At 43.3% G+C, this 20,775-nt stretch carries 22 protein-coding genes; 12 read left to right on the top strand and 10 right to left on the bottom strand.

Annotation, left to right across the window (positions count from 1 at the left end):
- Positions 1–37 precede the first annotated feature (37 nt).
- Complete coding sequence (locus MHH86_RS18280) at positions 38–583, bottom strand: GNAT family N-acetyltransferase (RefSeq protein ID WP_076098930.1); 546 nt, start codon at positions 581–583, stop codon at positions 38–40.
- Positions 580–1,230: an NUDIX hydrolase gene (locus MHH86_RS18275; protein WP_076146498.1), complete on the bottom strand. Its 651-nt coding sequence runs from the start codon at positions 1,228–1,230 to the stop codon at positions 580–582. Before MHH86_RS18275 ends, MHH86_RS18280 begins: the two co-directional genes overlap by 4 nt.
- Before the next feature lie 142 nt (positions 1,231–1,372).
- Between MHH86_RS18275 and MHH86_RS18270 the strand changes: the two genes are divergently transcribed.
- Together MHH86_RS18270 and MHH86_RS18265 are read left to right on the top strand one after the other, a co-directional pair.
- Positions 1,373–1,897, top strand: coding sequence for a hypothetical protein (locus MHH86_RS18270; RefSeq protein WP_076146496.1), 525 nt, complete (start codon positions 1,373–1,375; stop codon positions 1,895–1,897).
- Between the two features lie 2 nt (positions 1,898–1,899).
- Positions 1,900–2,340, top strand: coding sequence for a hypothetical protein (locus MHH86_RS18265; protein ID WP_076146493.1), 441 nt, complete (start codon positions 1,900–1,902; stop codon positions 2,338–2,340).
- A gap of 461 nt (positions 2,341–2,801) precedes the next feature.
- Here MHH86_RS18265 and kduD read toward each other — a convergent pair whose 3' ends face one another.
- The 3 genes from kduD to kduI are packed head-to-tail and all read right to left on the bottom strand — an operon-like array spanning position 2,802 to position 5,224.
- Positions 2,802–3,557, bottom strand: coding sequence for a 2-dehydro-3-deoxy-D-gluconate 5-dehydrogenase KduD (gene kduD / locus MHH86_RS18260; protein WP_036688326.1), 756 nt, complete (start codon positions 3,555–3,557; stop codon positions 2,802–2,804).
- A 43-nt stretch (positions 3,558–3,600) separates the two neighbouring features.
- Positions 3,601–4,356, bottom strand: a complete 756-nt coding sequence (locus MHH86_RS18255; protein ID WP_076129821.1) for a DeoR/GlpR family DNA-binding transcription regulator — start codon at positions 4,354–4,356, stop codon at positions 3,601–3,603.
- Between the two features lie 34 nt (positions 4,357–4,390).
- Positions 4,391–5,224 (bottom strand): 5-dehydro-4-deoxy-D-glucuronate isomerase, encoded by an 834-nt coding sequence (gene kduI, locus MHH86_RS18250; RefSeq protein ID WP_036688322.1) that lies wholly within the window; start codon positions 5,222–5,224, stop codon positions 4,391–4,393.
- A gap of 229 nt (positions 5,225–5,453) precedes the next feature.
- Between kduI and MHH86_RS18245 the strand changes: the two genes are divergently transcribed.
- Positions 5,454–7,130: a hypothetical protein gene (locus MHH86_RS18245; RefSeq protein WP_342479379.1), complete on the top strand. Its 1,677-nt coding sequence runs from the start codon at positions 5,454–5,456 to the stop codon at positions 7,128–7,130.
- Between the two features lie 394 nt (positions 7,131–7,524).
- Positions 7,525–8,955 (top strand): aspartate ammonia-lyase, encoded by a 1,431-nt coding sequence (gene aspA, locus MHH86_RS18240; RefSeq protein WP_094903409.1) that lies wholly within the window; start codon positions 7,525–7,527, stop codon positions 8,953–8,955.
- Between the two features lie 148 nt (positions 8,956–9,103).
- Here the strand turns inward: aspA and MHH86_RS18235 are convergent, their stop codons facing one another.
- Both MHH86_RS18235 and MHH86_RS18230 read right to left on the bottom strand, forming a co-directional pair.
- The gene (locus MHH86_RS18235; RefSeq protein ID WP_076316953.1) at positions 9,104–9,646 is read right to left on the bottom strand and encodes a MerR family transcriptional regulator; all 543 of its coding nucleotides are present in this window, start codon (positions 9,644–9,646) and stop codon (positions 9,104–9,106) included.
- 23 nt (positions 9,647–9,669) lie between these two features.
- Positions 9,670–9,801: a hypothetical protein gene (locus tag MHH86_RS18230; RefSeq protein WP_256717814.1), complete on the bottom strand. Its 132-nt coding sequence runs from the start codon at positions 9,799–9,801 to the stop codon at positions 9,670–9,672.
- A 58-nt stretch (positions 9,802–9,859) separates the two neighbouring features.
- Here MHH86_RS18230 and MHH86_RS18225 point away from each other — a divergent pair, with 58 nt between their 5' ends.
- The 5 genes from MHH86_RS18225 (at position 9,860) to ybaK (ending at position 12,729) form a co-directional block, all read left to right on the top strand.
- The gene (locus tag MHH86_RS18225; protein ID WP_076106295.1) at positions 9,860–10,480 is read left to right on the top strand and encodes a bifunctional transcriptional activator/DNA repair enzyme AdaA; all 621 of its coding nucleotides are present in this window, start codon (positions 9,860–9,862) and stop codon (positions 10,478–10,480) included.
- A complete protein-coding gene (locus MHH86_RS18220) occupies positions 10,470–11,003 on the top strand; it encodes a methylated-DNA--[protein]-cysteine S-methyltransferase (protein ID WP_076316954.1) in 534 nt (177 codons plus the stop codon). The genes MHH86_RS18225 and MHH86_RS18220 overlap by 11 nt, the downstream gene beginning before the upstream one ends.
- Positions 11,000–11,818 (top strand): radical SAM protein, encoded by an 819-nt coding sequence (locus tag MHH86_RS18215; protein ID WP_076146483.1) that lies wholly within the window; start codon positions 11,000–11,002, stop codon positions 11,816–11,818. Before MHH86_RS18220 ends, MHH86_RS18215 begins: the two co-directional genes overlap by 4 nt.
- An 85-nt stretch (positions 11,819–11,903) precedes the next feature.
- Complete coding sequence (locus MHH86_RS18210) at positions 11,904–12,155, top strand: YolD-like family protein (RefSeq protein ID WP_036688306.1); 252 nt, start codon at positions 11,904–11,906, stop codon at positions 12,153–12,155.
- A 100-nt stretch (positions 12,156–12,255) separates the two neighbouring features.
- Positions 12,256–12,729, top strand: coding sequence for a Cys-tRNA(Pro) deacylase (gene ybaK, locus MHH86_RS18205; RefSeq protein ID WP_036688304.1), 474 nt, complete (start codon positions 12,256–12,258; stop codon positions 12,727–12,729).
- Here ybaK and MHH86_RS18200 read toward each other — a convergent pair.
- The 3 genes from MHH86_RS18200 to MHH86_RS18190 all read right to left on the bottom strand — a co-directional run bounded on the left by MHH86_RS18200 (position 12,718) and on the right by MHH86_RS18190 (position 15,406).
- The gene (locus MHH86_RS18200; RefSeq protein WP_076316955.1) at positions 12,718–13,470 is read right to left on the bottom strand and encodes a YdcF family protein; all 753 of its coding nucleotides are present in this window, start codon (positions 13,468–13,470) and stop codon (positions 12,718–12,720) included. The two genes, ybaK and MHH86_RS18200, sit on opposite strands and share 12 nt — an antisense overlap.
- 61 nt (positions 13,471–13,531) lie before the next feature.
- The gene (locus tag MHH86_RS18195) at positions 13,532–14,767 is read right to left on the bottom strand and encodes a tetracycline resistance MFS efflux pump (RefSeq protein ID WP_038571831.1); all 1,236 of its coding nucleotides are present in this window, start codon (positions 14,765–14,767) and stop codon (positions 13,532–13,534) included.
- A gap of 156 nt (positions 14,768–14,923) precedes the next feature.
- Positions 14,924–15,406, bottom strand: coding sequence for a MarR family transcriptional regulator (locus MHH86_RS18190; protein ID WP_340891561.1), 483 nt, complete (start codon positions 15,404–15,406; stop codon positions 14,924–14,926).
- A 324-nt stretch (positions 15,407–15,730) separates the two neighbouring features.
- Here MHH86_RS18190 and MHH86_RS18185 point away from each other — a divergent pair, with 324 nt between their 5' ends.
- From MHH86_RS18185 to MHH86_RS18175, 3 genes are all read left to right on the top strand, one after another.
- The gene (locus MHH86_RS18185) at positions 15,731–17,332 is read left to right on the top strand and encodes a response regulator (protein WP_036688297.1); all 1,602 of its coding nucleotides are present in this window, start codon (positions 15,731–15,733) and stop codon (positions 17,330–17,332) included.
- Positions 17,333–17,364: 32 nt separating this feature from the next.
- Positions 17,365–19,146 carry a sensor histidine kinase gene (locus MHH86_RS18180; protein WP_339825423.1) on the top strand — a complete coding sequence of 594 codons (1,782 nt, stop codon included), beginning with the start codon at positions 17,365–17,367 and terminating at the stop codon, positions 19,144–19,146.
- Positions 19,147–19,348: 202 nt separating this feature from the next.
- The gene (locus MHH86_RS18175) at positions 19,349–20,698 is read left to right on the top strand and encodes an extracellular solute-binding protein (protein ID WP_076098941.1); all 1,350 of its coding nucleotides are present in this window, start codon (positions 19,349–19,351) and stop codon (positions 20,696–20,698) included.
- Positions 20,699–20,775: the final 77 nt, after the last annotated feature.

Genomic DNA, 20,775 nt, shown 5'->3' with positions numbered 1-20,775 from the left:
ACCTGAGATTCAGGTTCTGCCTTTTTTTTGAATAGAATCAGTTCTTAACTCTTCCCATCATAATGGTGTTATACAATTTGCCGTCCGATAGAAGTTTATCTTTCTTTAAAATCCCTTCGATTTCAAAGCCAAGCTTTTGATAAAGCTTAATAGCATTGGTGTTCGTTTCCAGCACATTTAGGGTGATCTTTTGAATACCGTTAGTGTCAGCCCAGGCAATCGATTCGCCAAGAAGATTTTTTCCAATACCATATCCCCAATACTCCTGCAGCACACATACTCCGAATTCTACTTTATGAGCGAATCTTTTTAAGGGATAACCTTCGCATCTGGAGAACGCAACGATTTGATCATCCACTACTGCGACTAGAAAGAGGTTATTATTTTTCTCTGAATCGGCTTGAATAAGCTGTTCAAATCCTTCTTCGTCAATAAAGGCTTCGCCTGGTTCCCGATCTAAATTCTCAGTCTCTCCATCGATACGTACTCTTAATTCAGACAACACCTTAGCGTCTTTTGAGGCAGCAGATCTAATGCTGTATTGGATTCCATTCACTGTAGATGTTTGAGGATTAATGATCATATGTCCTCCGTGACGATGGTTGATGTTAGAATTATTGCTTCGATGCCCTCAATGATCCGAGTGAAATAAGCTGCTTCATGAGGCACAAAATGAGTCCGATCCACACTCTGTTGAATGTTGATTTTCTGCCCGTTTGAATCGACTTTGAAACCATTGATTTGTAGACTATGTATTTCTCCCTGCCAAAAGCTTCGGAAGTCCGCAAACTTTGTGATAACAATTCCTGCGACCTCTTCTTCTTGCAGCTTAAAATCGTCCAGTGGATAAGGATTGTTATAAACAAAAACATGCGCTCGTTCTTTATCGATTAGATTTTCTTTGATCATACAGTAAGGAATTGTACCTAAGGGAATCAGCTCATCAAAAGCTAGCTCCAAACCGAGTTCTTCTTGAACCTCGCGAATCCCGTCCTCTACCGTTTCGTGTGTCAGCAAATGTCCAGCGGCCGTGATGTCCAGCAATCCTGCATATTCTTGTTTCTGCTCACTACGAAGCTGTAAATAAATATAGGGGATTTCTTGGGTTTTGCTTATAAACCAGCAGTGGAAGGTCTCGTGCCAATGTCCTAACCGGTGTACTTCTTTCCGTGGAGCTGTACCGATTCGGTGACCGCCTTCATCAAATATAGTAAGTATCTCATTATGCATAGAAAAGCTCCTTCGTGAAAATATCTACTGCCTAAAGCGTATCATAAAAACGATCGAATTGCTTCATGTGCCCAAGCGATTTTTATTGACATCGTTAAGAAAGATATGTATATTTTTGGATGTTAATCAAAGGAGGAGTTAAATGAATTTAGTAGCCATGAAGCAGGAAGACTTGGACACTTTAAGTGATGAAAGGTTAGGATGGGCCTGTATGGAGCCTACCTTTCAGCTGATTCGCGGAAAATCGCCATCGACCAAATCAGAAGTGATCTCGAAGCTCACAGAGGGGCAACAAGCATTATGTATGTTCAGAGTGCTATATGGTCACAGCTGTAATTCCGAAGGGGAGTATTATGCTTGGATTTCCTACATGCAAGACCTGCCAGGGTATTGGACAGGGGTGATAGGAGGCATACGATTTTTTGACGATTCACCCATGATTCTTTTGCTTCAGGAAACAAAGACATTTCTCGAGGAAAGAAATCATCGACTGGGTAAAGAGTGGGCGGATGCTGCCATCACGGATTTGGATCGAGACCCTCAGCTGTTAGAAGTAATTACTGGGTTATTCGAACGATATAAGAACCTGACACCAAATACGCATAGAATAATTGGCGAATATATTCGCTCTCATCCAGAGGAGTTTGTAGAAATAGGGTGTTCATAATTATGAATATGAAGAAACGTTATGTATTTCTCGTACTTATTTTTTTATTGATCGAAATCCCAGTAATCATTAATCTCTACCATAGTTATAATTCATTTGAGAATTTAGTGTTGGATCAAATCGACGAAACAGAAATCACCTCTATCGAGATTGAGAAATACTCAGTGGATGAAAAGGTAGTGATTGAAGATCCGAAGGAAATTGAAAAGATCATTTATGCTTTTTCAGATGTAAAATTGAGAAGAAGTAGTGCTTTGGACAAATCTACGGAGACCTACTGGATAAGTATTATTGTGAATAACAGCTTGAGGTTTGGCATGAATCTTACGGATACTAACTTCCTGTATGTGACGGATCTTGATAAGAAGGACAAATACAGTTCGGGAAACTTTAGAATGACTAGTGATTTTGATGTGAATTGCATTGCAAGCTTATTTAAATGACGCAGAAGGATCAACCACCACTGGTACTGAGATTTTCGGACCCAGATGCCCCTATTTGCGAATTTAACGCCTATTAAGCAGGTTTTCGGACTCCAGCGTCGCTATAGCTCAGGAAGGAGCTTATAATTAGCTTTTTTTGCACCAATAGCGGCTATGAGGTCCGATAGCTATCCAAATAGCGGATAAAACGGTGTATAAGGTCAGCTGAGTCCTTTAGCTTCTGCATGTGCAGATTGTTCAGTTGAGTCCTTTAGGTGCTGCATGTGCAGATCGCTCAGTTGAGTCTTTAGCTGCTGCGTATGCAGATCGGTTAGTTGAATCCTTTAAGCTGTTGCGTACGCAGATCGCTCAGTTGAGTCTTTAGCTGCTGCATTGTGCAGATCGGTCAGCGGAGTCCGATAGTGCTTCATATCCTCACACAAAAAATGGGTGCCCCTATGGGACACCCATTTTTGTATGGATTATCTAGCCATCCATCCGCCATCCACATTAAGAACGTGACCGTTCAGGTAGTCAGATGCTGCGGAAGCCAAGAATACGGCAGGACCTTTAACATCATCAGGCGTTCCCCAACGTGCTGCAGGGATACGGTCTAAGATAGAGTCCGAACGACTTTGGTCGGCACGGATTGGAGCGGTATTTTCAGTAGCCATATAACCTGGAGCAATTGCATTGATGTTCAGACCGGAGCCTGCCCATTCATTGGCAAAAGCTTTAGTAAGACCAGCAACCCCGTGTTTACTCGCAGTGTAACCAGGGACATTGATTCCGCCTTGATAGGAGAGCATGGAGGCGATGTTAATGATTTTGCCGGATCCTCTTTCCAGGAAGTGGCGGCCTGCAATTTGCGACAGAAGGAACACTGTGTTCAGGTTCAAATTGATTACATCAAACCAGTCTTTTTCACTATGATCTTTTGCCGGTGCACGGCGGATCATTCCGGCGCAGTTTACGAGAATGTCAACATGTCCGGTCAGCTCTAACGCTTGGTCAAAAGTGCTTTGCAGCTTGCTATGATCACTTAAGTCAGATTCGATACTAACTGCTTTTACTCCAAAAGCTTTTGCTGCATTTACAGTTTCTTCACTCGAATTAAGGGAGACAGATGCAACGTCTGCACCGGCTTCTGCAAATGCAAGCGCGATTCCTTGTCCAAGACCTTGAGCTGCGCCTGTTACAATAGCTGTTTTACCTGCCAAGCTGAATAATGATGACATATAAATTACGCCCCTTTATTGTAAATGGATTGTTATTCCGGGTTTACCCGCATTCAATGGTAACGCCTGCACTGCGGAACTGATCTGCCGTTTCGGGGGAGAGCCCTTTGTCCGTCAGAATCACGTCAACTTCTTGTAGGGAAGCGAAGGTACGCAGTGCAGTATGGCCGAATTTATGATGATCTACAACCGCGAATACCTTACGGGCTGTAGATACAAGGGCTTGCTTGAACTCAATTAAATCTCCGGTATAAATGGAGAGCCCATGCTCTATATGAATAGCAGTCGATGAAAGGAATGCTTTTTGAATATTAAGCTTTTGTACATAGGAGACGGCTTCAGGACCAGCCAACATATTACGGACACGATAACCACCGGGAACGACCAGACGGATGTTATCTTTGGGAACCAGTTCGCTGATGATGTATACATCATTGGTGACTACCGTTAGTGGCATATTGTCCAGACGCCGAGCAATTTCAAGCGTAGTGCTACCGCCATCAAGAGCGATAATATCGTCCGGTTCAATATGAGCAAGCGCACGCAAGGCAATCTCCGTCTTCTCGTCAGAGTATTTATCCAGCGGATCCTTGGAGGGCAAAATACCAAACTGGTCGCTTTGTGCCAGCACAGCTCCGCCATGTACACGTACGATCAGTCCTTGTTCCTCCAGCCTACTTAAATCCTCGCGTATTGTTTTTCCAGTAACCTGAAGCTTATCGCTCAGTTCATTCACCGTTACATCTTTTTGGTTCAGCATAACTTCCATAATCATCTCGTGTCGTCGTATCGGGTTCATCCGCCTGCCTCATCTTTCCGTAATTGATTTATCTCTATTGTAATTCTTTCATGGATACGGGGTCCATATCATCATATCTTTTATTATCGCCAGCCATACTCCAGATAAAAGTATAGTTATGAGTGCCGACACCACTGTGGATGGACCAGCTTGGAGAAATAACCGCTTGTTCGTTATGCATTACGATATGGCGGGTTTCGTCAGGTTCTCCCATCAAGTGGAATACAACGGAATCGTCCGGAAGATCAAAATAGAAATAGGCTTCCATCCGGCGTGGATGGGTATGTGCTGGCATTGTGTTCCACATGCTGCCTGGTTTCAGTTGGGTCATACCCATAACCAGTTGGGCACTTTGCACACCATTTGTGTGAATGAAGCGGTGGATTGTCCGCTCGTTAGAGTTCTCCAGACCACCCATCGCACCGGATTCAGAATCGGCCAGTGTGGTTTTGGTAGTAGGGTAGGACTGATGAGCTGGAGCAGAATTCAAATAGAATTTAGCAGGCTTGGAAGCGTCTGCACTTTTGAAGACTACATCTTTAGAACCTTGACCTACATAAAGACATTCTTTGAAATCTACTTCATATTCTGTGCCATCTACAACCACGGAGCCTTTACCACCGACATTGATGATGCCCAGTTCACGGCGTTCCAAGAAATAAGTAACCCCAAGTTCTTTAAGGTCAGTAGTTAGCGCAACCTCTTCTTTTACAGGATTAGCTCCACCAACGATCATACGATCTTCATGAGTTAGGACAAGCTTTAGCTCATCAGGTGCAAAAATAACGGGAATGTGGAATTCCTTACGGAGGCGCTCAGTGTCAAATTGTTTTACTTCATTAGGATGGGATGCGAAACGTCTTTCCATTGAATGTTCAATCTCCTTTGTGTACATATTATCGTTCGTATAGGTACACTTTAGTCCATTTAGGTTCATTTTACAAGTACTAATCTTTTTTATTTCGTTTATTTATGTTTATTTATTGGTTTTTCCAATTGCAAAATGAACGGAAAGTGTGCACAATAGAGCTATTATGCTCGATTTTCATGAATGCCGGAAGATGATATAAAACTGAAATGATGGAGGTTGAAAAGTAATGCCGGGGTTGAAAAATATCCAGAGTACTTATAAGGAACGTCAGCAAGAAATTATTTTTAATATAGCACTGGAAGCGGAGCAACGCTCTTTATTGGAAAGTGGACTCTGGTTCCATGATGATGTGCGAAATAACTTTTATTATGCCTCGTATCTTTTTGCAGCGGCTGTTGATGATTCTTTTGAGCTGCCTTTTGATCGTGAGCAAGCGAAACAGAAAGCACAGGATGTGCTGCTGGAGATCTTAATGCTTCAGAACCGGCAGCCTGGCACGGAGTTATACGGCCATTGGCCACTCGGATTAAATCCAGTGCCGCGAGATGCGTCACCGCATGAGTTACCAGTGGAGCTTATGGGCAACCTGCTGGCGTATTTTTGCAAAAGATACGGAGGAGCATTAAACGCTCAACTTCGCATAGTTCTGAATACAGCGTTTGGACATATTTATCGCAGTGATTTCTACCGTAAGCCGGTGGTTACTTTTGGGCATCATGAAGCTAAATATACAGCTGCTAAGCTGATTTTTGGCACCATGTTTGCGGATGAAATATTGCTTGAGGATGGCCGGCAGAGTCTGAAGGATACACTGGCTTATATTCGTACTAAAGGTATGCCGGAATACGGCAGTCTTCCGTGGTTTTGGCATTGGGTGCAGGCATTCACCTGTGCGTTGGAACTTGTCCCGCCTGAGGATACGGAGCTTACTACAAGCATTAAAGAAATGCTTGACCATTTATGGAATGTACGAGCTGAATTCTATCTGCGTGGCGCTTGGGTTGGTGCGCATTCTAGAGGCTGGCCGCATGATGTTCCCGGCGATGCTAATGTGCTTCATGATTATGTTCAGTTTGGAGATTTCCAGCTGCCTGAGATGATGCCGCGCACGGAGTATGCCGGTTTATTATTCTATCAAGCATCCGATGAAATATTAGCCGCAGCCATGAATCACCAGTCACCAGTGGAAGTAAGGAAGATTACTCAGAAGGTTGTCCCAACGGATCCACAGCCGCAGCCTTTGCTTCATTCCTATGCTTATATTACAGAAGAGTTTGCAGCAGGCGGGATGTGGGAGCGGGTTGAGGAATTCGATAATGAGCAGCTTCGCTGGGCTTTTTCGTTACCTGTGAGTGGAGAGGGAGGCGCAAATCAGCTGTATTTCTTCCACCCGGGACAAGGCTACAATGAGGGAGATCCCCGCCATCAAAGCCGTTATATGGAGGTTCTCTATCACAAGAATGTCATCATTTCTCTATTCCCAATCCCCCAGGGTGAAAAGAATACGATCATCGGTGTACTTCCCCAAGGGGAATGGAAACAAGAGCCTAACACATTGTACGGGCAGGTTGGTGAGACGTATGTTGTTATTTATTTATCTCACTCTTATCAGCTGCAGGAACGGTCCAGATTCATAGAGGTATCAGTCGCAGGGATGCCGGGTGGTGTGATCGTTGAAGCATTGGGCATTAAGAAAGCGGCTGAATGTGGTATTATTGGTTTAGAGGCTTTTGCCGCAGCTATGGCTCATAAAGAAAGGAATTTCGAAGTGGGAGAGGGATTAGCAGCGAATTATACCAACATGGATGGTGAAAGCTTAGTTCTGAGTATTAGTAGGGAGTCAGAATTACCGCAAGCTCAGCTTAATGGAATCCAGATCTCATTAGATCATTATTCAGTATAAAAAATACACAATTGCTGTGATAAATAGTAATCCAAGTCGGCCTTTTTGGCCGGCTTCTTTAATAAGGAGGTACATGAAAGGATGTGATGCCCCATTGCACAGCCCGCAATAGATACCTAAGTATCCGTAAACGTGATTTTGTCCAAAATACTTATAATTGGGGTGAGCGACAATTTATCTGGATAAACTAGACCTAACGATTTGGTAATTCAATCCTCCCTAAGCACATTTCCCTTTAGAATAGCGGTGTTAGGTTACTAAATAGTAATTAATTACATTAAACCCTATTTTTCTGAGAGACATTTGTCACAATAAAGGTTAATATCTAAGTGAGATAGAAATGATTGCGCTTACTTATTTTCTAATAAACCTAATCATAATGAATGCGAGGGATATAACAGTGATTGAAACTGAATTTCGTGTAGAAAATGACTTTCTAGGCAGTAAACAGGTAGATAAGAACGCTTATTATGGGATTCAGACACTACGCGCAGTCGAGAACTTTCCTATTACGGGCTATCGGGTTCACAAAGAGTTAATCAAAGCGATGGGGATTGTAAAAAAAGCCGCTGCGCTTGCAAATATGGAAGTTGGCCGTCTCTATCGAGGGCTTGGAGAGGTTGTAGTGAAAGCAGCAGAAGAAATCATCGAGGGTCAATGGCATGAGCAATTTATTGTAGATCCTATTCAGGGTGGTGCGGGTACCTCGTTAAATATGAATGCGAATGAGGTTATTGCTAACCGTGCTTTAGAACTGCTTGGCCATGAAAAAGGAGACTATCGTCACTTAAGCCCCAATTCACATGTAAATATGGCGCAGTCTACAAATGATGCGTTCCCGACGGCAATTCATATTGCCACACTTTCACTGCTGGAGCAGCTGCTTGTAACGATGCACAGAATGCATGATGTGTTTGCGGTAAAAGCGGATGAATTCGATCCTGTGATAAAAATGGGTCGGACACATCTTCAAGATGCAGTGCCGATTCGTCTGGGTCAAGAATTCGAGGCTTATCGCAGAGTGCTGGAAAGAGATATCAAACGTATTGAACATACACGCCATCATCTGTATGAAGTCAATATGGGGGCAACAGCAGTAGGTACAGGATTAAATGCTGATCCTCGTTATATTGAATTGGTGGTAGAGCACTTAGCTGAGATCAGTGAATTGCCACTCGTAACGGCAGATCATCTCGTCGATGCCACCCAAAATACAGACGCCTATACAGAAGTGTCTGCTGCCCTAAAAGTATGCATGATGAACATGTCCAAGATCGCTAATGATCTGCGATTGATGGCCTCCGGTCCGCGTACTGGGTTTAATGAGATTTCATTGCCTGCACGCCAGCCTGGATCTTCAATTATGCCGGGTAAAGTTAACCCGGTTATGGCAGAGGTCATCAATCAGGTGGCTTTTCAAGTCATAGGGAACGATCATACGATCTGTCTGGCTTCCCAAGCGGGTCAACTGGAGCTGAATGTTATGGAGCCTGTGCTTGTGTTCAATCTCATTCAGTCCATCAGCATCATGAACAATTCCTTCCAAGTCTTCACAGACTTCTGTCTGGCTGGGATTGAAGCCAATAAGGAAAAGCTTGAGCGGGATGTGGAGCGGAGTGTCGGAATCATTACGGCTGTGAACCCGCATCTGGGGTATGAAGTGGTATCGCGGATCGCTAGAGAGGCGATTTTGACTGGGGAATCTGTACGGGAATTGTGCATTAAATATAATGTACTAACCGAAGAAGAGCTTAATCTGATTCTGGACCCTTACGAAATGACACATCCGGGAATTGCAGGAGCAGCTTTATTGCATAAAGAGTAGAATGTTCCGGAGGATCGAGCTTTTTGCTAGGAAAAAGCAAACCCCCGCCACCGTTTAGGGTGACAGGGGGAGATCCTAAATATGTTTATACTTATATGAATCTACTTCGCGATTGTCTGAAGTAGGTTCTTTTTTTTACATTTCAGGCTTAAAAGAAAAATAAAGAACGTAATAGACCGCGTTTTCTTGGCGGAGCCGTTAGCCTGGTAGTGGCAGTGGACTGGGAATTTTCATAAGAGGTGAGCGGTTTGCCGTTAGACACTTGCAACGGTTCTATGGATGCCGCTATTTGCTTGATCATTATTCGTAGATCCTCAAGCTCCTCACGCTGCTGTAGCAGTTGTATCAATACTACTTCGTCGGCTTTTTGATCGAGTGCACGTTCAACATTGTTGATGCGAGACAAGATATCCTTCATAGGCTCAGCATCTGTGTGCTGTAGTGGATTTTCCTGTTGTGATGTGGAAATTTGCTGCTCATTCGTGAGTGTGAGTTGTATACATTCCAAGGCTTCTCCGTGATTAATACGGTCTTTAATATGATTGAGCAGGCCGATTTGCTGCTCTGAGAACACATAATGGCCAAATCGGTCTTTTGGAAAAAAATCAGGGAACATGGCAGCCCAACGTTTAATTGTGGTTATACTAACTGACATCAGCTCTGCGGCATCTTTTGTTTTTAGAATATCCATTTCGATTCCTCCAGTTCACGTAGTCATGTTATGAGTAATATTCGTTGTCCAGCAGCGGCTCCCTGCACGGTTGACAAAGGTAGTGCGTATTCGCTAAACAAAGTGTAATTACGAGCAATCTCACTCTTTTGAATTTCACTATCTTGCTTTTCCATTCCAAATTGAGTACAGATGAGCCTGCTCAGGGGTATAATTGCATTAGAGGTGAAGGCGATGAACAGGATTGAAGATGAGGAACAAATGACTGAGGAGCAATGGCAGGCTATTTTGCAAAACGATGTTGCTTATAACGACATATTTTTTTATGCGGTGAAGACTACAGGAATTTTTTGTCGACCCTCCTGCAAATCCAAAGCACCCAATCGGGAGAATGCGTGTATTTTTCAGAATGCTGAACAAGCGCTGGCAGCCGGATTTCGTCCTTGTAAAAGATGTAAACCGACAGGTGAGCGTCTTCCTGATAAGGAATGGGTAGCTTTGATGACTGAATACATTGATCATAATTATATGGCCCCCCTCACCCTTGAAACGTTAGCTGAGGTATGTCATGGCAGTCCTTATCATTTACATCGAACCTTTAAGAAAGTAAAGGGAATCACTCCTGTGGATTATATACAGCAAAAGAGAATCGCTAAGGCATCTGAGTATTTGCTTACTACAGAGCAGGCAGTTGCTGAGATTGCATTACGCGTGGGTCTGCCCAATACGTCATATTTTATTACTTTATATAAGAAAAAAACGGGGTATACGCCTACACAGTTTCGTCAGCTTAACAAACAGAAAGTAACGTTGGCTTCTGATTTTATTTTGGAGGGACCGAATCATGGAGAATAAAACAAATGCTATTCTATACTGGACATTATTAACCGATAAGGACTGGAGTTTTTATATTGCTGCCACAGAGAATGGGTTAAGTTATGTGGGTTCGCAGCAGCAACCCTTTGAGGAATTAAGTGAATGGGTTAGACGTCGTTTTCCGGGGAGTGAACTGGTGCAGGACGATGAGAAGATGGCGCCTTATGTGAGGGAGCTTAGTGAATATTTGCAAGGGAACCGGCAGAGCTTCGGCATTCCTTTTGATTATCAGGGTACTCCTTTTCAGCTTGCGGTATGGAAGGCGTTATGTGAAATTCCATATGGGCAAACCTGGTCCTATTCGGATATTGCCACACATATACAAAAACCAGCTGCGGTGCGCGCGGTAGGGACTGCCATTGGTGCGAATCCGATTCTGATTACGGTGCCCTGCCACCGGGTTATTGGTAAGAATGGGACATTAACAGGATACCGGGGTGGTTTGGATATGAAGACCAAACTACTTCAGTTGGAGAGAGGAGAGTATACAGCAGATATATGAAAATAGAGTCCAATTACACCTCCCCAAAAACCTTGCTGAATAAAGGAACAGGTTATCTGTCAGGCTACAGTCATTCCTTAAATCCATATACGGGCTGCACTTACGGCTGTTCCTATTGTTATGTGCGCCAGATGCCTGTCTCGCTGTTCCGCAAAGAGGAGTGGGGGACGTGGGTAGATGTTAAACAAGAAGCGGCTGTGATTTTACAAAAAGAACTGCACAAAGCGAAGGCGAAAGGTCCCGTCTCTATTTTTATGTCGTCAAGCACAGATCCCTATCAACCGGTAGAGCACAAGGAACAGGTGACGAGATCTTTACTGGAGGTTATGGTACAAGACCCGCCCGATTTCCTATTCGTGCAGACCCGTAGTCCGCTGGTTCGCAGAGATATAGATTTATTATTACGTTTAGAGGATAAGGTTCGAGTAAGTATAACTGTAGAAACAGACCGTGAAGATATTCGGCAAAAATTCACACCAAGCGCTCCACCCATTGCGGCAAGACTGAAGACGTTACAGCTTCTACGTGAAGCTGGCATCCCTGTTCAAGCTACTATAGCGCCAGTACTGCCAAGCAGTCCAGCTTTTCCAGCGACCTTAAGGGCTTTGGTGGATAGAGTCTGTGTGGATGACTATTTTATGGGCGACGGCAGCGGCGGCAAACGCACACGGAGATTAGGGATTTATTCCCTATATGAAGAGCTGCAACTGGAAGATTGGTATGATCCTGCAGCATATCGCAGAGTGTATGAAGGACTTCAGCAAGTTTTTTCCGAAGAGGAGCTATTCTTGAGCCAGAAGGGGTTCGAGCCTTAATCTGAAACATGGTATAATAAATGAGAGCATTCATACTTAGTATTTAATATACTTAATATCCGTAATAGCTTATTGGAGGATTAGTGTGGCAAAAGCAAAGGTGGCCAAGCGGCCCACAAGAGATGAATTTGTGCTTGAGGAGTTAGGTAATCAGTTAGTTGAAGCTAAGCAAGAAGGTTCTGAGATTTTATTGACCGTATGGGGAAAAGAAGAAGAGGTACGCGGCATGATCGTGGAAATGGATTCGCGAACCGGGAAAGTACACCTCAGTAATCATGAAGAAATCATAAAAGTTCCTTTTATGGATATCATGCAGGTTAATTATCCCAGAGATTAATGGGCACGGCAGCAACAGGAGGTCCTGAAAGCTATATTAGCTTTGGGGCCTCTTTGATCATAAAGTTAACGAATAGAGGATATTGAAAGGTAGGTCAACAATGCAAGTAACCAAAACCAACGCAATGCGAATGCTGGATGCCAAAAAAATCGGCTATAAAGTGTTCGCTTATGACAATGAAGATGGACTCATCCATGGCACGGCTGTGGCTGAGAAGATTGGAAAGGCGGCAGAGACGGTTTTTAAAACGTTGGTCGCTCATAGCGGTGCGAATCTTTATGTATTTGTTATCCCGGTTGCCGAAGAGCTGGATCTCAAAAAGGCGGCCAAAGCCGCCGGAGAGAAAAAAATTGAGATGCTGCCAGTGAAGGATCTGCAGAAATGGACAGGCTATATCCGCGGTGGTTGTTCACCTGTTGGAATGAAAAAGCTGTACCCCACGTTCATTGACAGCAGTGCAGAAGGGCTGGACACGATGGCTGTCAGCGCTGGGAAGATTGGCCAGCAAATGGACGTAGCCCCACAGTTACTCGCTGAGGTTGTGCATGCGAAGTTTACAGAACTAATCAAATAGCCGAGCAGCAAGCTGGCCTAAATATTCCTTCAATGCTAACCCTGTTGTGGAGATCGCTCCTGGGGAGGGACTGAACTTGGCGGGCTGCAGTGCAATATCAGCGCTGGCGATATAATCCGTAGGATAGGCTTGCGCTGTTAGCCCCGCATTCTTAAAGTGCAACATCGCACGGGACATATGAAAACCTGAAGTAACTAGTATAGGCTTTTTAAGTCCGGTTTGTTGCAGGATGGCTGCGGTATTTATAGCGTTTTGCTCCGTGTTGAGGGATTGATTCTCGATCAGGATATCCTCTTCGGGTATGCCGAGACCCAGTAGTTGTCTTTGCGCGATATCCGCTTCATTACCACTGTCGGAGAATACTTGTCCGCCAGAAAATAAGATTGGCAGACCTGTCTGCCGATGGAGGCGAACAGCAGTAAGCAGGCGATTTGCTGCTGATCCGTATAAATTGCCCTCGCCATCTATATCCGGTGTGCCAGAGCTGGCGCCCCCGCCGAGTACGACGATGACATCTCCTTGCAAAGTATCCGGCTGCGGATATTTCCGTTCTAGACTGCCGATCAGCGCATCGCTGACTAAGGGTGTCATGGAGAAATACATTAATAGTGTAACCCCGAGTAGAACTAGTGCTGGCCGGCGGTTTTTTTTCCATAACCAAATGACTAGACCTAGCAGAAGCACGATAAACAGACCGGGAGGAAGCACAAAGCTGTATACAAATTTGATGATGTAAATCAACAGTATCAACCGCCTTCTAAAAATATAAGTTCAGGTTGTATTGTAACATGAGATTGCAAGATTACATATTTACACGCGTATCCTTATACAAAACGGATATTGCCGCAGCTATCAGGATCATCCCCATAAAAGCGGGTGCGGCATGACCAAGTGATACATAAATTTGACCTCCAATGACAGGTCCAATCATTCTGGCTAAAGCCTGAATAGATTGGCTACCTCCTTGAATCCTTCCTTGTTCACTAGAATCGACAGACTTGGAGAGCATCCCATTGAATGAAGGCCCAAAAATCGAATCCCCAAAACCAAATATAAACATTCCAGCGATAAAAAGCGGATAGTATGAGAACAAAGCAGATAGCGCAATGAGACTGTAGCCTATAATCTCCGAAACCATTCCAAGAATTGCGATCTGTTTATCACTAAGTTTCAGCAAAAGCTTAGGCATGATGAAACCCTGTGAAAGGATGTCTTGGAAGCCCATAATTGAAAACATCAGTCCGATTAGTGCAGGCTTCCAGCTGAAAGTATCCATTGTGAATTGTGAAAAAACAGCCTGTAAAGATCCGTTGGGTATCCAAAGTAAGAATGCTGAGACCAGTAGCCTTTTTAAGTTTTTTATGGACAATATGCTTGCAAGCTGTGTAAATGGATTCAGTCTTACCAAGGTAATTTCTTTCAGTCTATTGTTCTTGTCAAGGCTCTCAGGCATAAAAAAGAATCCGTAAAGAACATTCAATAAGGTTATTATGGCTCCAAAATACATGGGTACAGAATAACCAAACTTGGCAAGTAATCCGCCTAGCGTTGGACCAATGACGGTACCTACACCTACTACCGCACTCACCCAGCCAAAGTATTTAGTTCTCTGTTCTGGAGGAATGATATCAGCAAAATAGGCGAAGATAGTACCTATGCTTCCGCCTGTTATACCTTCTATTATGCGTCCAACAAAAAGTACCCATAACGCTCCTCCTATCCCAAAAACAAAGTACCCAATTGCGGAACCTAAAAGGCATACCAAAAGTAATGGACGACGCCCGTATTTGTCACTCAAAGCTCCAAGTGCAGGGGCTGCAAAAAATACGCAGACTGCATAAACAGAGGTCAGCAGTGTGACAACTATAGCCTGTTCTCCCGGATTGCTTATATAAGGCTGCACTAAAAAGGGGACAACGGGCATGATGATACTGAAGCCTATTCCGCACAGAAACACAGAGATCAAACCGAAGATTAGAGCGTGTTTATCTACGGATTGATCTATGTTCTGTTTATTATGTGATCTGAATTTGAACATTAAATTCTCTCCTCAAAAGTTGATGTTTTGATTCCTTGGAAACAAATTTGGTACATCACCATTTTTATCACGTCTTTGTTTCCGTGTCAACAAAATAATGACCATAAAAATGCAGCCTTACTCATAAGAGCCCGGCTGCATGGAGTTTCATTTTCATTATTCGAATTTATTCGGATTAAAATCTATACCCTGTTTCTTTATTTCTGCATCCAAATGCCTACTATACTTTTCTACGAAGCTAAGCATACTGTCAAATTGCTCCTCAGTTACCTGCTCAAATACGGCTTTATCCCGCTCTTGGAACTCTTTGTGCAGGTCCTCATGGACGTTATAAATTACTTTCCCTTGTTCAGTAAGCTTAAAATAGATTTCTTTTTTGTTATCCGATTTTTGGTAGCTTTCGATGAGGCCCTTTTGGATGAGCTTCTTAGTTAATTTACTTATGGCACCGCGAGTCATATAAAAGGACTCTGCAAGTTTTGTGACGTTGGAATCTGCATTTTTTTCAATGTATTCGATGCAATGTACTTCAGAAGGTTTATAACCCTTAAGACTGTCTTCCATCTTATCCTTATTAAGCCAAACCATCTTGTTATATACGTCCCTGAAACCCATCATGACCTGATCTTCTTTGTTCATGGCCTGTCCTCCCAGCGCTCTTACATTAACAAATTATATTGATTTTTTGTTTCTATTTCAACAATATTAAAGTAGAGGATAGTTTGTTTTATTGAACTTTAGATAAAAATAACAGGTGAGCAGTAACGGAGGAAGTTCAAACATTCCCCGCAGTTACGCCCACCACCTTTTTAAGCTTAGATAAATTAATCTTAAGAAACTGCGGTTTCTTCTTAAGAAAGTTCATCCGCTTGAAGCTGCACCAAAGATTGTTTGTCTGTTATCATAAGATTAAGATGATTGGACAGCTGTGGGATGATTTCTCGAAGGTAGGAGGACTGCATAATGAAGAGTATCCGGGTACTGCTCGCAGATGATGAACCGGTGATTTTGCGAGGCCTAAAAAAACTGATTTCATGGGAGAAGCTTGGACTGACCATTGTTGGAGAGGCCAGTGATGGAATCGAGCTGAAACAACAGATCGAGGATTGTGATCCTGATCTGATTATTAGTGATATAAGCATGCCAGGATATACAGGGATTGATATTATCCGTGAAATTCATGAAGCTGGCAGAGCAGTGAAGGTTATTTTTATAAGCGCTTATCAAGAGTTTACGTATGCCCGTCAAGCACTGCAATATGGTGCGCTGGATTATTTGGTGAAGCCCGTGAACAAAAACCAGCTGGAACAGGTTGTGAGCAAAGCCGTTTCCCTTATTCGTCAAGAAACAGAAGGCGAGCGCAACAAAGAGAAGCTGAACCATTATGAACAGAGAAACCGCAGATTAACGATCGAAGAATTGCTCGACAAGCTGACGGACGGCAATAAGGGGACAGCAGACACCTTGCTTGATATGGAGATTATTGCGCTAAGTCGCTACGTCAGTATTTGTTTGGTAGAGACGGACGAATCGTCGGGGCAGCCTTCCAGATGGGAAGAACGCGAACGTAAGCTGATTGATTTTGCACTGTCTAACATTATTAAAGAAACCGTGGAGCAAAGCGATAATAGTTATATGTTCCGTAAAGGGGAACGTTTTTGTATCCTGCTCCAGCATGAGCATGCTGAGGAACCAGCGGGAATTGCCTTAGATCTCCATGACAAAATCACAAGTTTTCTGAAATTAAAGGTGACCCTTGGAGTAGGCAATCCTGTTGACGGTATGGATGATGCTGATGAATCTTATCGTCAAGCTTTGAAAGCGCTAAATTATAAATATTTTACAGGGCCTAATCGTGTGATTTCTGTTAAAGAGAGCAGGTATGAGAGTGAATCATTGATTCAAACTCCGCTGCATGAAATCCAGTCCGCCCTTGGGATTGCCATGAAATCACAACATAAAGAGCAAATTGAGCAGGAGTGCCTGCGATTATTTCAGACGATCCGGCAGATGGCAGACGGAAATAGAAACCAAGCCGTTTCTACCGTATACAATACATTTTTGCAGCTTGAACAGGAGCTTATTCAATTTGGTGTGGAGGCAGGGCCCTCACTTCAGGATACAAATCCGATTCTTGAACGATTGGCTAATTATTCTACCTTTCAAGAGGTGGAGGAAGATTTCCGTGTGCTTTTGAGCAAAATGTCTGGGCAAATTGCCAGTCGCATGGGCAATAAGGAACTGAAGCAGCTTTCCCAGGTGAAGGCTTATATTGAGGAGCATTATCCAGAAAATATTACACTGGAATCTATGGCAGGGATGATGTTTATGAATTCCTATTATTTCAGCAGCTTTTTCAAAAAACATACCGGACAGAACTTTAAGAATTATGTCACTGAGGTGAGGATGAATCATGCCCTTCGTTTATTGCTGCAAAGCGATATGATGGTTTATGAGATTGCCGATAGTGTAGGCTACAACAATGCCCGGCATTTTAGCGATATGTTTAAGAAGAAATATGGCAAGCTGCCACAAGAATATAAGCAATCCTTCAAAAGCCAATAGTCAGATGGATAGCAAAGGGGATGCCTTCATTCATGTTTATCTGGGGCCGAAGATCCAAAAGTATATTTGTTAAATTCTCCGCTTCCTTTTTATTAGTCGGCTTAATTCCGCTTTTTGCACTTAGTTACATTTCTGTGCAGACTTTTTCCGGATATGTCGAGCGTTACACAACAAGTAATTTGCAGCAAATGGTACTATATATGAGCTATAATCTGAATTCTGCCTTCAATCAGTACAATGAGGTCTCTAAGCTGATGTATACGGGACGATATGAAGGTTTTATCGAGAGTTATTCACAGAATCAAACCTATAATGTAAATGAGCTGGAGCAGATCAATACGATTCCTATTGAAACCTTTCTAAAAACAGTTCTCTACAGTGATTCCTACATCACCAGTGTTTATTTTCATAGGGAGTCAGACGATAAGCTCTACTATCAGGAAAAAGAAAACAGAGGGGTCAACTTTGATCTGCTGCCTTATCAAGAGTGGTTAACTAAAATGGCTCCAAATCCTTCACAAGTGGCAATTTTCCCTACCCATTCCGAAGAATATTACACAGGTTCAAAGCGCAGTGTGTTCACTATCGGCCGTACTTTAATTGATATTTCTGGGCGTGTCACCAAAGATCCCAAGATAGTAGGGACCTTATTTATGGACGTGGATGTTTCGTTATTTAATCAGTTCTTCAGAGAATTAAATCTGGGGGGACAGGATGAATTATTTCTGCTGGATGGCGACGGAAATGTATATTTCACGAATGAGACAAGGTCAGCGAATGGAGAGGCTTTTCGGGCTAAAAAGGACGAGGAGATGATCGTTCTCAGTGAAGAGATTCCTTTTCTTAAAGGCACGGTGACTGCCAGAATTCATCGGGCGAATTTATTCGATCAGCTTTTTTCAGCCCGTACGACGGTGTTTATAGCGATGTTTATTTGTGCGATTGCAATGATCATCATGGGTGTCTGGTTCTCAAGGCGGCTGGCTGCTCCGATTCGGAACTTAATTAAGCAAATGGCTATCGTAGAATCCGGTAATTTGGATACCCAGATGGTCGTGAACAGCAATGATGAAATGGGTAGACTTAGCCATGGTTTTAACCGAATGGTCGAGCGTTTACAAGCCTATATCGATGAAGCTTACGTTGCCCAGATCAAGCAGAAGCAAACGGAGTTAAATGCTCTGAAAAGCCAGATTCGTCCGCATTATTTATACAACACCCTGGAAGTCATTCGAATGAATGCGGTGGATAAAGATAATGATGAGGTCGCAGATATGATTTTATCGCTCTCTAACCAGTTGAAATATGTAATCGACTATGGAGAGGATAGGGTAAGCATACGACAGGAGCTGGAGCATCTACGGGATTATTTCTATATTATCTCTGTGCGGTATGAGAATAAATTTGAGCTTGTAGTCGATCTCTCACCCGAAGTGGATCTGAACTGGTACATTCTGAAATTGTCACTTCAGCCGATAGTTGAAAATGCTATCCAGCATGGCTTGCGCAGTCAAGGCAGAGGGACAGTTGGATTGACGATCGAAAAGAAAGATGAAATGTTGTTGGTTACGATCTATGATGATGGAATCGGTATGAGCAAGGAAAAGGTACAGCAGTTGGCTGAAACCTTGGAAGAGCCTAGTTCGCCTAGCAAAAATGTTGGACTAAAAAATGTACATGAACGAATTCGTACAGTGCACGGTGCAGAATACGGATTATCCATCAGCAGCCGGGAGCATATTGGGACATCGATTCTATTGTTGCTTCCGATTGTAGAGGACCCTTATAAAATCTCAGATTCGGAGAATGCGTAAAGGATGGACGATGAACGGAAGACTGCGGTCTTTCGTTCTTTTTTTACTTATTCTTAAATTCACCGCATATCCCGCTTAAAAAAGTTCATTCTAACTATTTATAAGGAATGCTATTCTATTAGCAACGGAAACGCTTTCGAGAGATGATGCGCACATCTTGCTTCAGTTTCCACGGTTCACTAAAAGGGGAGGCTATTATGATATGTACAAAAAAACAATGATGAAACTATCCGTATTGTTACTCGCCACTACAACAGTTTTGACTGCTTGCGGTGGAAATAATAATAATGCAGGGAGTAAGGCAACCGATACGCCAGCATCCGAAACGCCTTCAAATACACCACAAGAGACCAAAAAAGAGGTTAGCTTTACGATAGGTTACGCCTCCGGAGATCCGGCCACTAAAAAGGCTATCTCAGATACGGTCAAAAAGTTTACAACAGCTAATCCGAATGTCACTATTAAAGATTTGAGCGAAACTTCATCCGCTGCCTATCTTGATTGGCTTAAAACAAAGGATGCTGTGGGTGAATTCCCGGACCTGGTGGAAATGCGTGATACAGAAGTTTTTGCCGATGCGGGTAAGATTGTAGAGCTGCCTTCCGATCTGCTAGATTTGTTCGAAGCCCCACCACAAGTGGATGGTAAGGTGTGGAACGCACCGCTGCAAGTGAACGCTCCCCAAGGGATTATCTACAGCAAAAAAGCATATGCGGATGCAGGGATCACCGAGCTTCCAAAAACCTATGACGAATTCATCGCCATCCAAGAAAAATTGAAAACATCGGGCATTACTCCGATTGTAGTAGGTGGAAAAGATATTTTCCATATGGGTTTCTGGGTTAACAAATTCCTGATTGATGAGGTCTACTCGAAAGATGCAGATTGGAATTCCAAACGTACCGCTAAAACGGTCAGCTTCACAGATGCTAATGTAGTTCAAGGCATAACGGACTTCAAAGAATTGTTCAAGAATTATGTAGATAAAGGTTGGCTCAGCACGGGCGACAATCAGACCGCTTCGATTCTTGTTTCTGGCAAAGCAGCACAATTGTACTCCGGTACGTGGATGTTTACACAAATCGCTGAAGCGGACCCGAACTTTGAATTTGGCTTCTATGCTCTTCCTGACCGTGAAGGGAAAATCAATGTCATAGGTCTTCCGTCACCTGCAGGCTGGTCTTTATCGGCTGAAGCCGCTAAGGATGCAGACAAAACAGAAGCCATCAAAGACTTTATCCGTTTCTTCTTCGCCCCAGAACAGTATTCGAACTATTTAGCAACCATAAATGCGATTCCTTCAACAAAAGAGAAAGTAACCTATGACACAAGTGAACAAATGCAAGTGGCTTTGGATCTTATTGCTGACCCGAATGTAGTGAAATCCTTGGCGATCAATAACTGGTGGGGAGACAATCTAATCCCTCCACAGTTCCGTAACTGGTACTACAAACTGTTGCAGGATCTCGTGGTAAAAGATGGAGATGTAGCGAAGTACATGAAAGATGCGGATACAGAGTATGACAACCAAGTGAAAGCTAATCAGATGTAAGAGCAGCGCCTGATCGAGCAACCTCTGCTGCTGCAGAGGTTCTCTTTTTAACAAGCACGGTCTTTAAGGGAGGGAGA

This window comes from Paenibacillus sp. FSL F4-0097 (assembly GCF_038593125.1).
GTDB classification, from domain to species: Bacteria; Bacillota; Bacilli; order Paenibacillales; family Paenibacillaceae; genus Paenibacillus_AQ; species Paenibacillus_AQ odorifer.
This window is presented reverse-complemented; position numbering and strand designations above follow the sequence as displayed.

Bases quoted from the DNA above. Each gene is read 5' to 3' on its own strand.
- MHH86_RS18280 (WP_076098930.1), bottom strand. From the start codon at position 583: ATGATCATTAATCCTCAAACATCTACAGTGAATGGAATCCAATACAGC.
- MHH86_RS18275 (WP_076146498.1), bottom strand. From the start codon at position 1,230: ATGCATAATGAGATACTTACTATATTTGATGAAGGCGGTCACCGAATC.
- MHH86_RS18270 (WP_076146496.1), top strand. From the start codon at position 1,373: ATGAATTTAGTAGCCATGAAGCAGGAAGACTTGGACACTTTAAGTGAT.
- MHH86_RS18265 (WP_076146493.1), top strand. From the start codon at position 1,900: ATGAATATGAAGAAACGTTATGTATTTCTCGTACTTATTTTTTTATTG.
- kduD (WP_036688326.1), bottom strand. From the start codon at position 3,557: ATGTCATCATTATTCAGCTTGGCAGGTAAAACAGCTATTGTAACAGGC.
- MHH86_RS18255 (WP_076129821.1), bottom strand. From the start codon at position 4,356: ATGAACCCGATACGACGACACGAGATGATTATGGAAGTTATGCTGAAC.
- kduI (WP_036688322.1), bottom strand. From the start codon at position 5,224: ATGGAAAGACGTTTCGCATCCCATCCTAATGAAGTAAAACAATTTGAC.
- MHH86_RS18245 (WP_342479379.1), top strand. From the start codon at position 5,454: ATGCCGGGGTTGAAAAATATCCAGAGTACTTATAAGGAACGTCAGCAA.
- MHH86_RS18235 (WP_076316953.1), bottom strand. From the start codon at position 9,646: ATGGATATTCTAAAAACAAAAGATGCCGCAGAGCTGATGTCAGTTAGT.
- MHH86_RS18230 (WP_256717814.1), bottom strand. From the start codon at position 9,801: ATGGAAAAGCAAGATAGTGAAATTCAAAAGAGTGAGATTGCTCGTAAT.
- MHH86_RS18225 (WP_076106295.1), top strand. From the start codon at position 9,860: ATGAACAGGATTGAAGATGAGGAACAAATGACTGAGGAGCAATGGCAG.
- MHH86_RS18220 (WP_076316954.1), top strand. From the start codon at position 10,470: ATGGAGAATAAAACAAATGCTATTCTATACTGGACATTATTAACCGAT.
- MHH86_RS18215 (WP_076146483.1), top strand. From the start codon at position 11,000: ATGAAAATAGAGTCCAATTACACCTCCCCAAAAACCTTGCTGAATAAA.
- ybaK (WP_036688304.1), top strand. From the start codon at position 12,256: ATGCAAGTAACCAAAACCAACGCAATGCGAATGCTGGATGCCAAAAAA.
- MHH86_RS18195 (WP_038571831.1), bottom strand. From the start codon at position 14,767: ATGTTCAAATTCAGATCACATAATAAACAGAACATAGATCAATCCGTA.
- MHH86_RS18190 (WP_340891561.1), bottom strand. From the start codon at position 15,406: ATGAACAAAGAAGATCAGGTCATGATGGGTTTCAGGGACGTATATAAC.
- MHH86_RS18185 (WP_036688297.1), top strand. From the start codon at position 15,731: ATGAAGAGTATCCGGGTACTGCTCGCAGATGATGAACCGGTGATTTTG.
- MHH86_RS18180 (WP_339825423.1), top strand. From the start codon at position 17,365: ATGTTTATCTGGGGCCGAAGATCCAAAAGTATATTTGTTAAATTCTCC.
- MHH86_RS18175 (WP_076098941.1), top strand. From the start codon at position 19,349: ATGTACAAAAAAACAATGATGAAACTATCCGTATTGTTACTCGCCACT.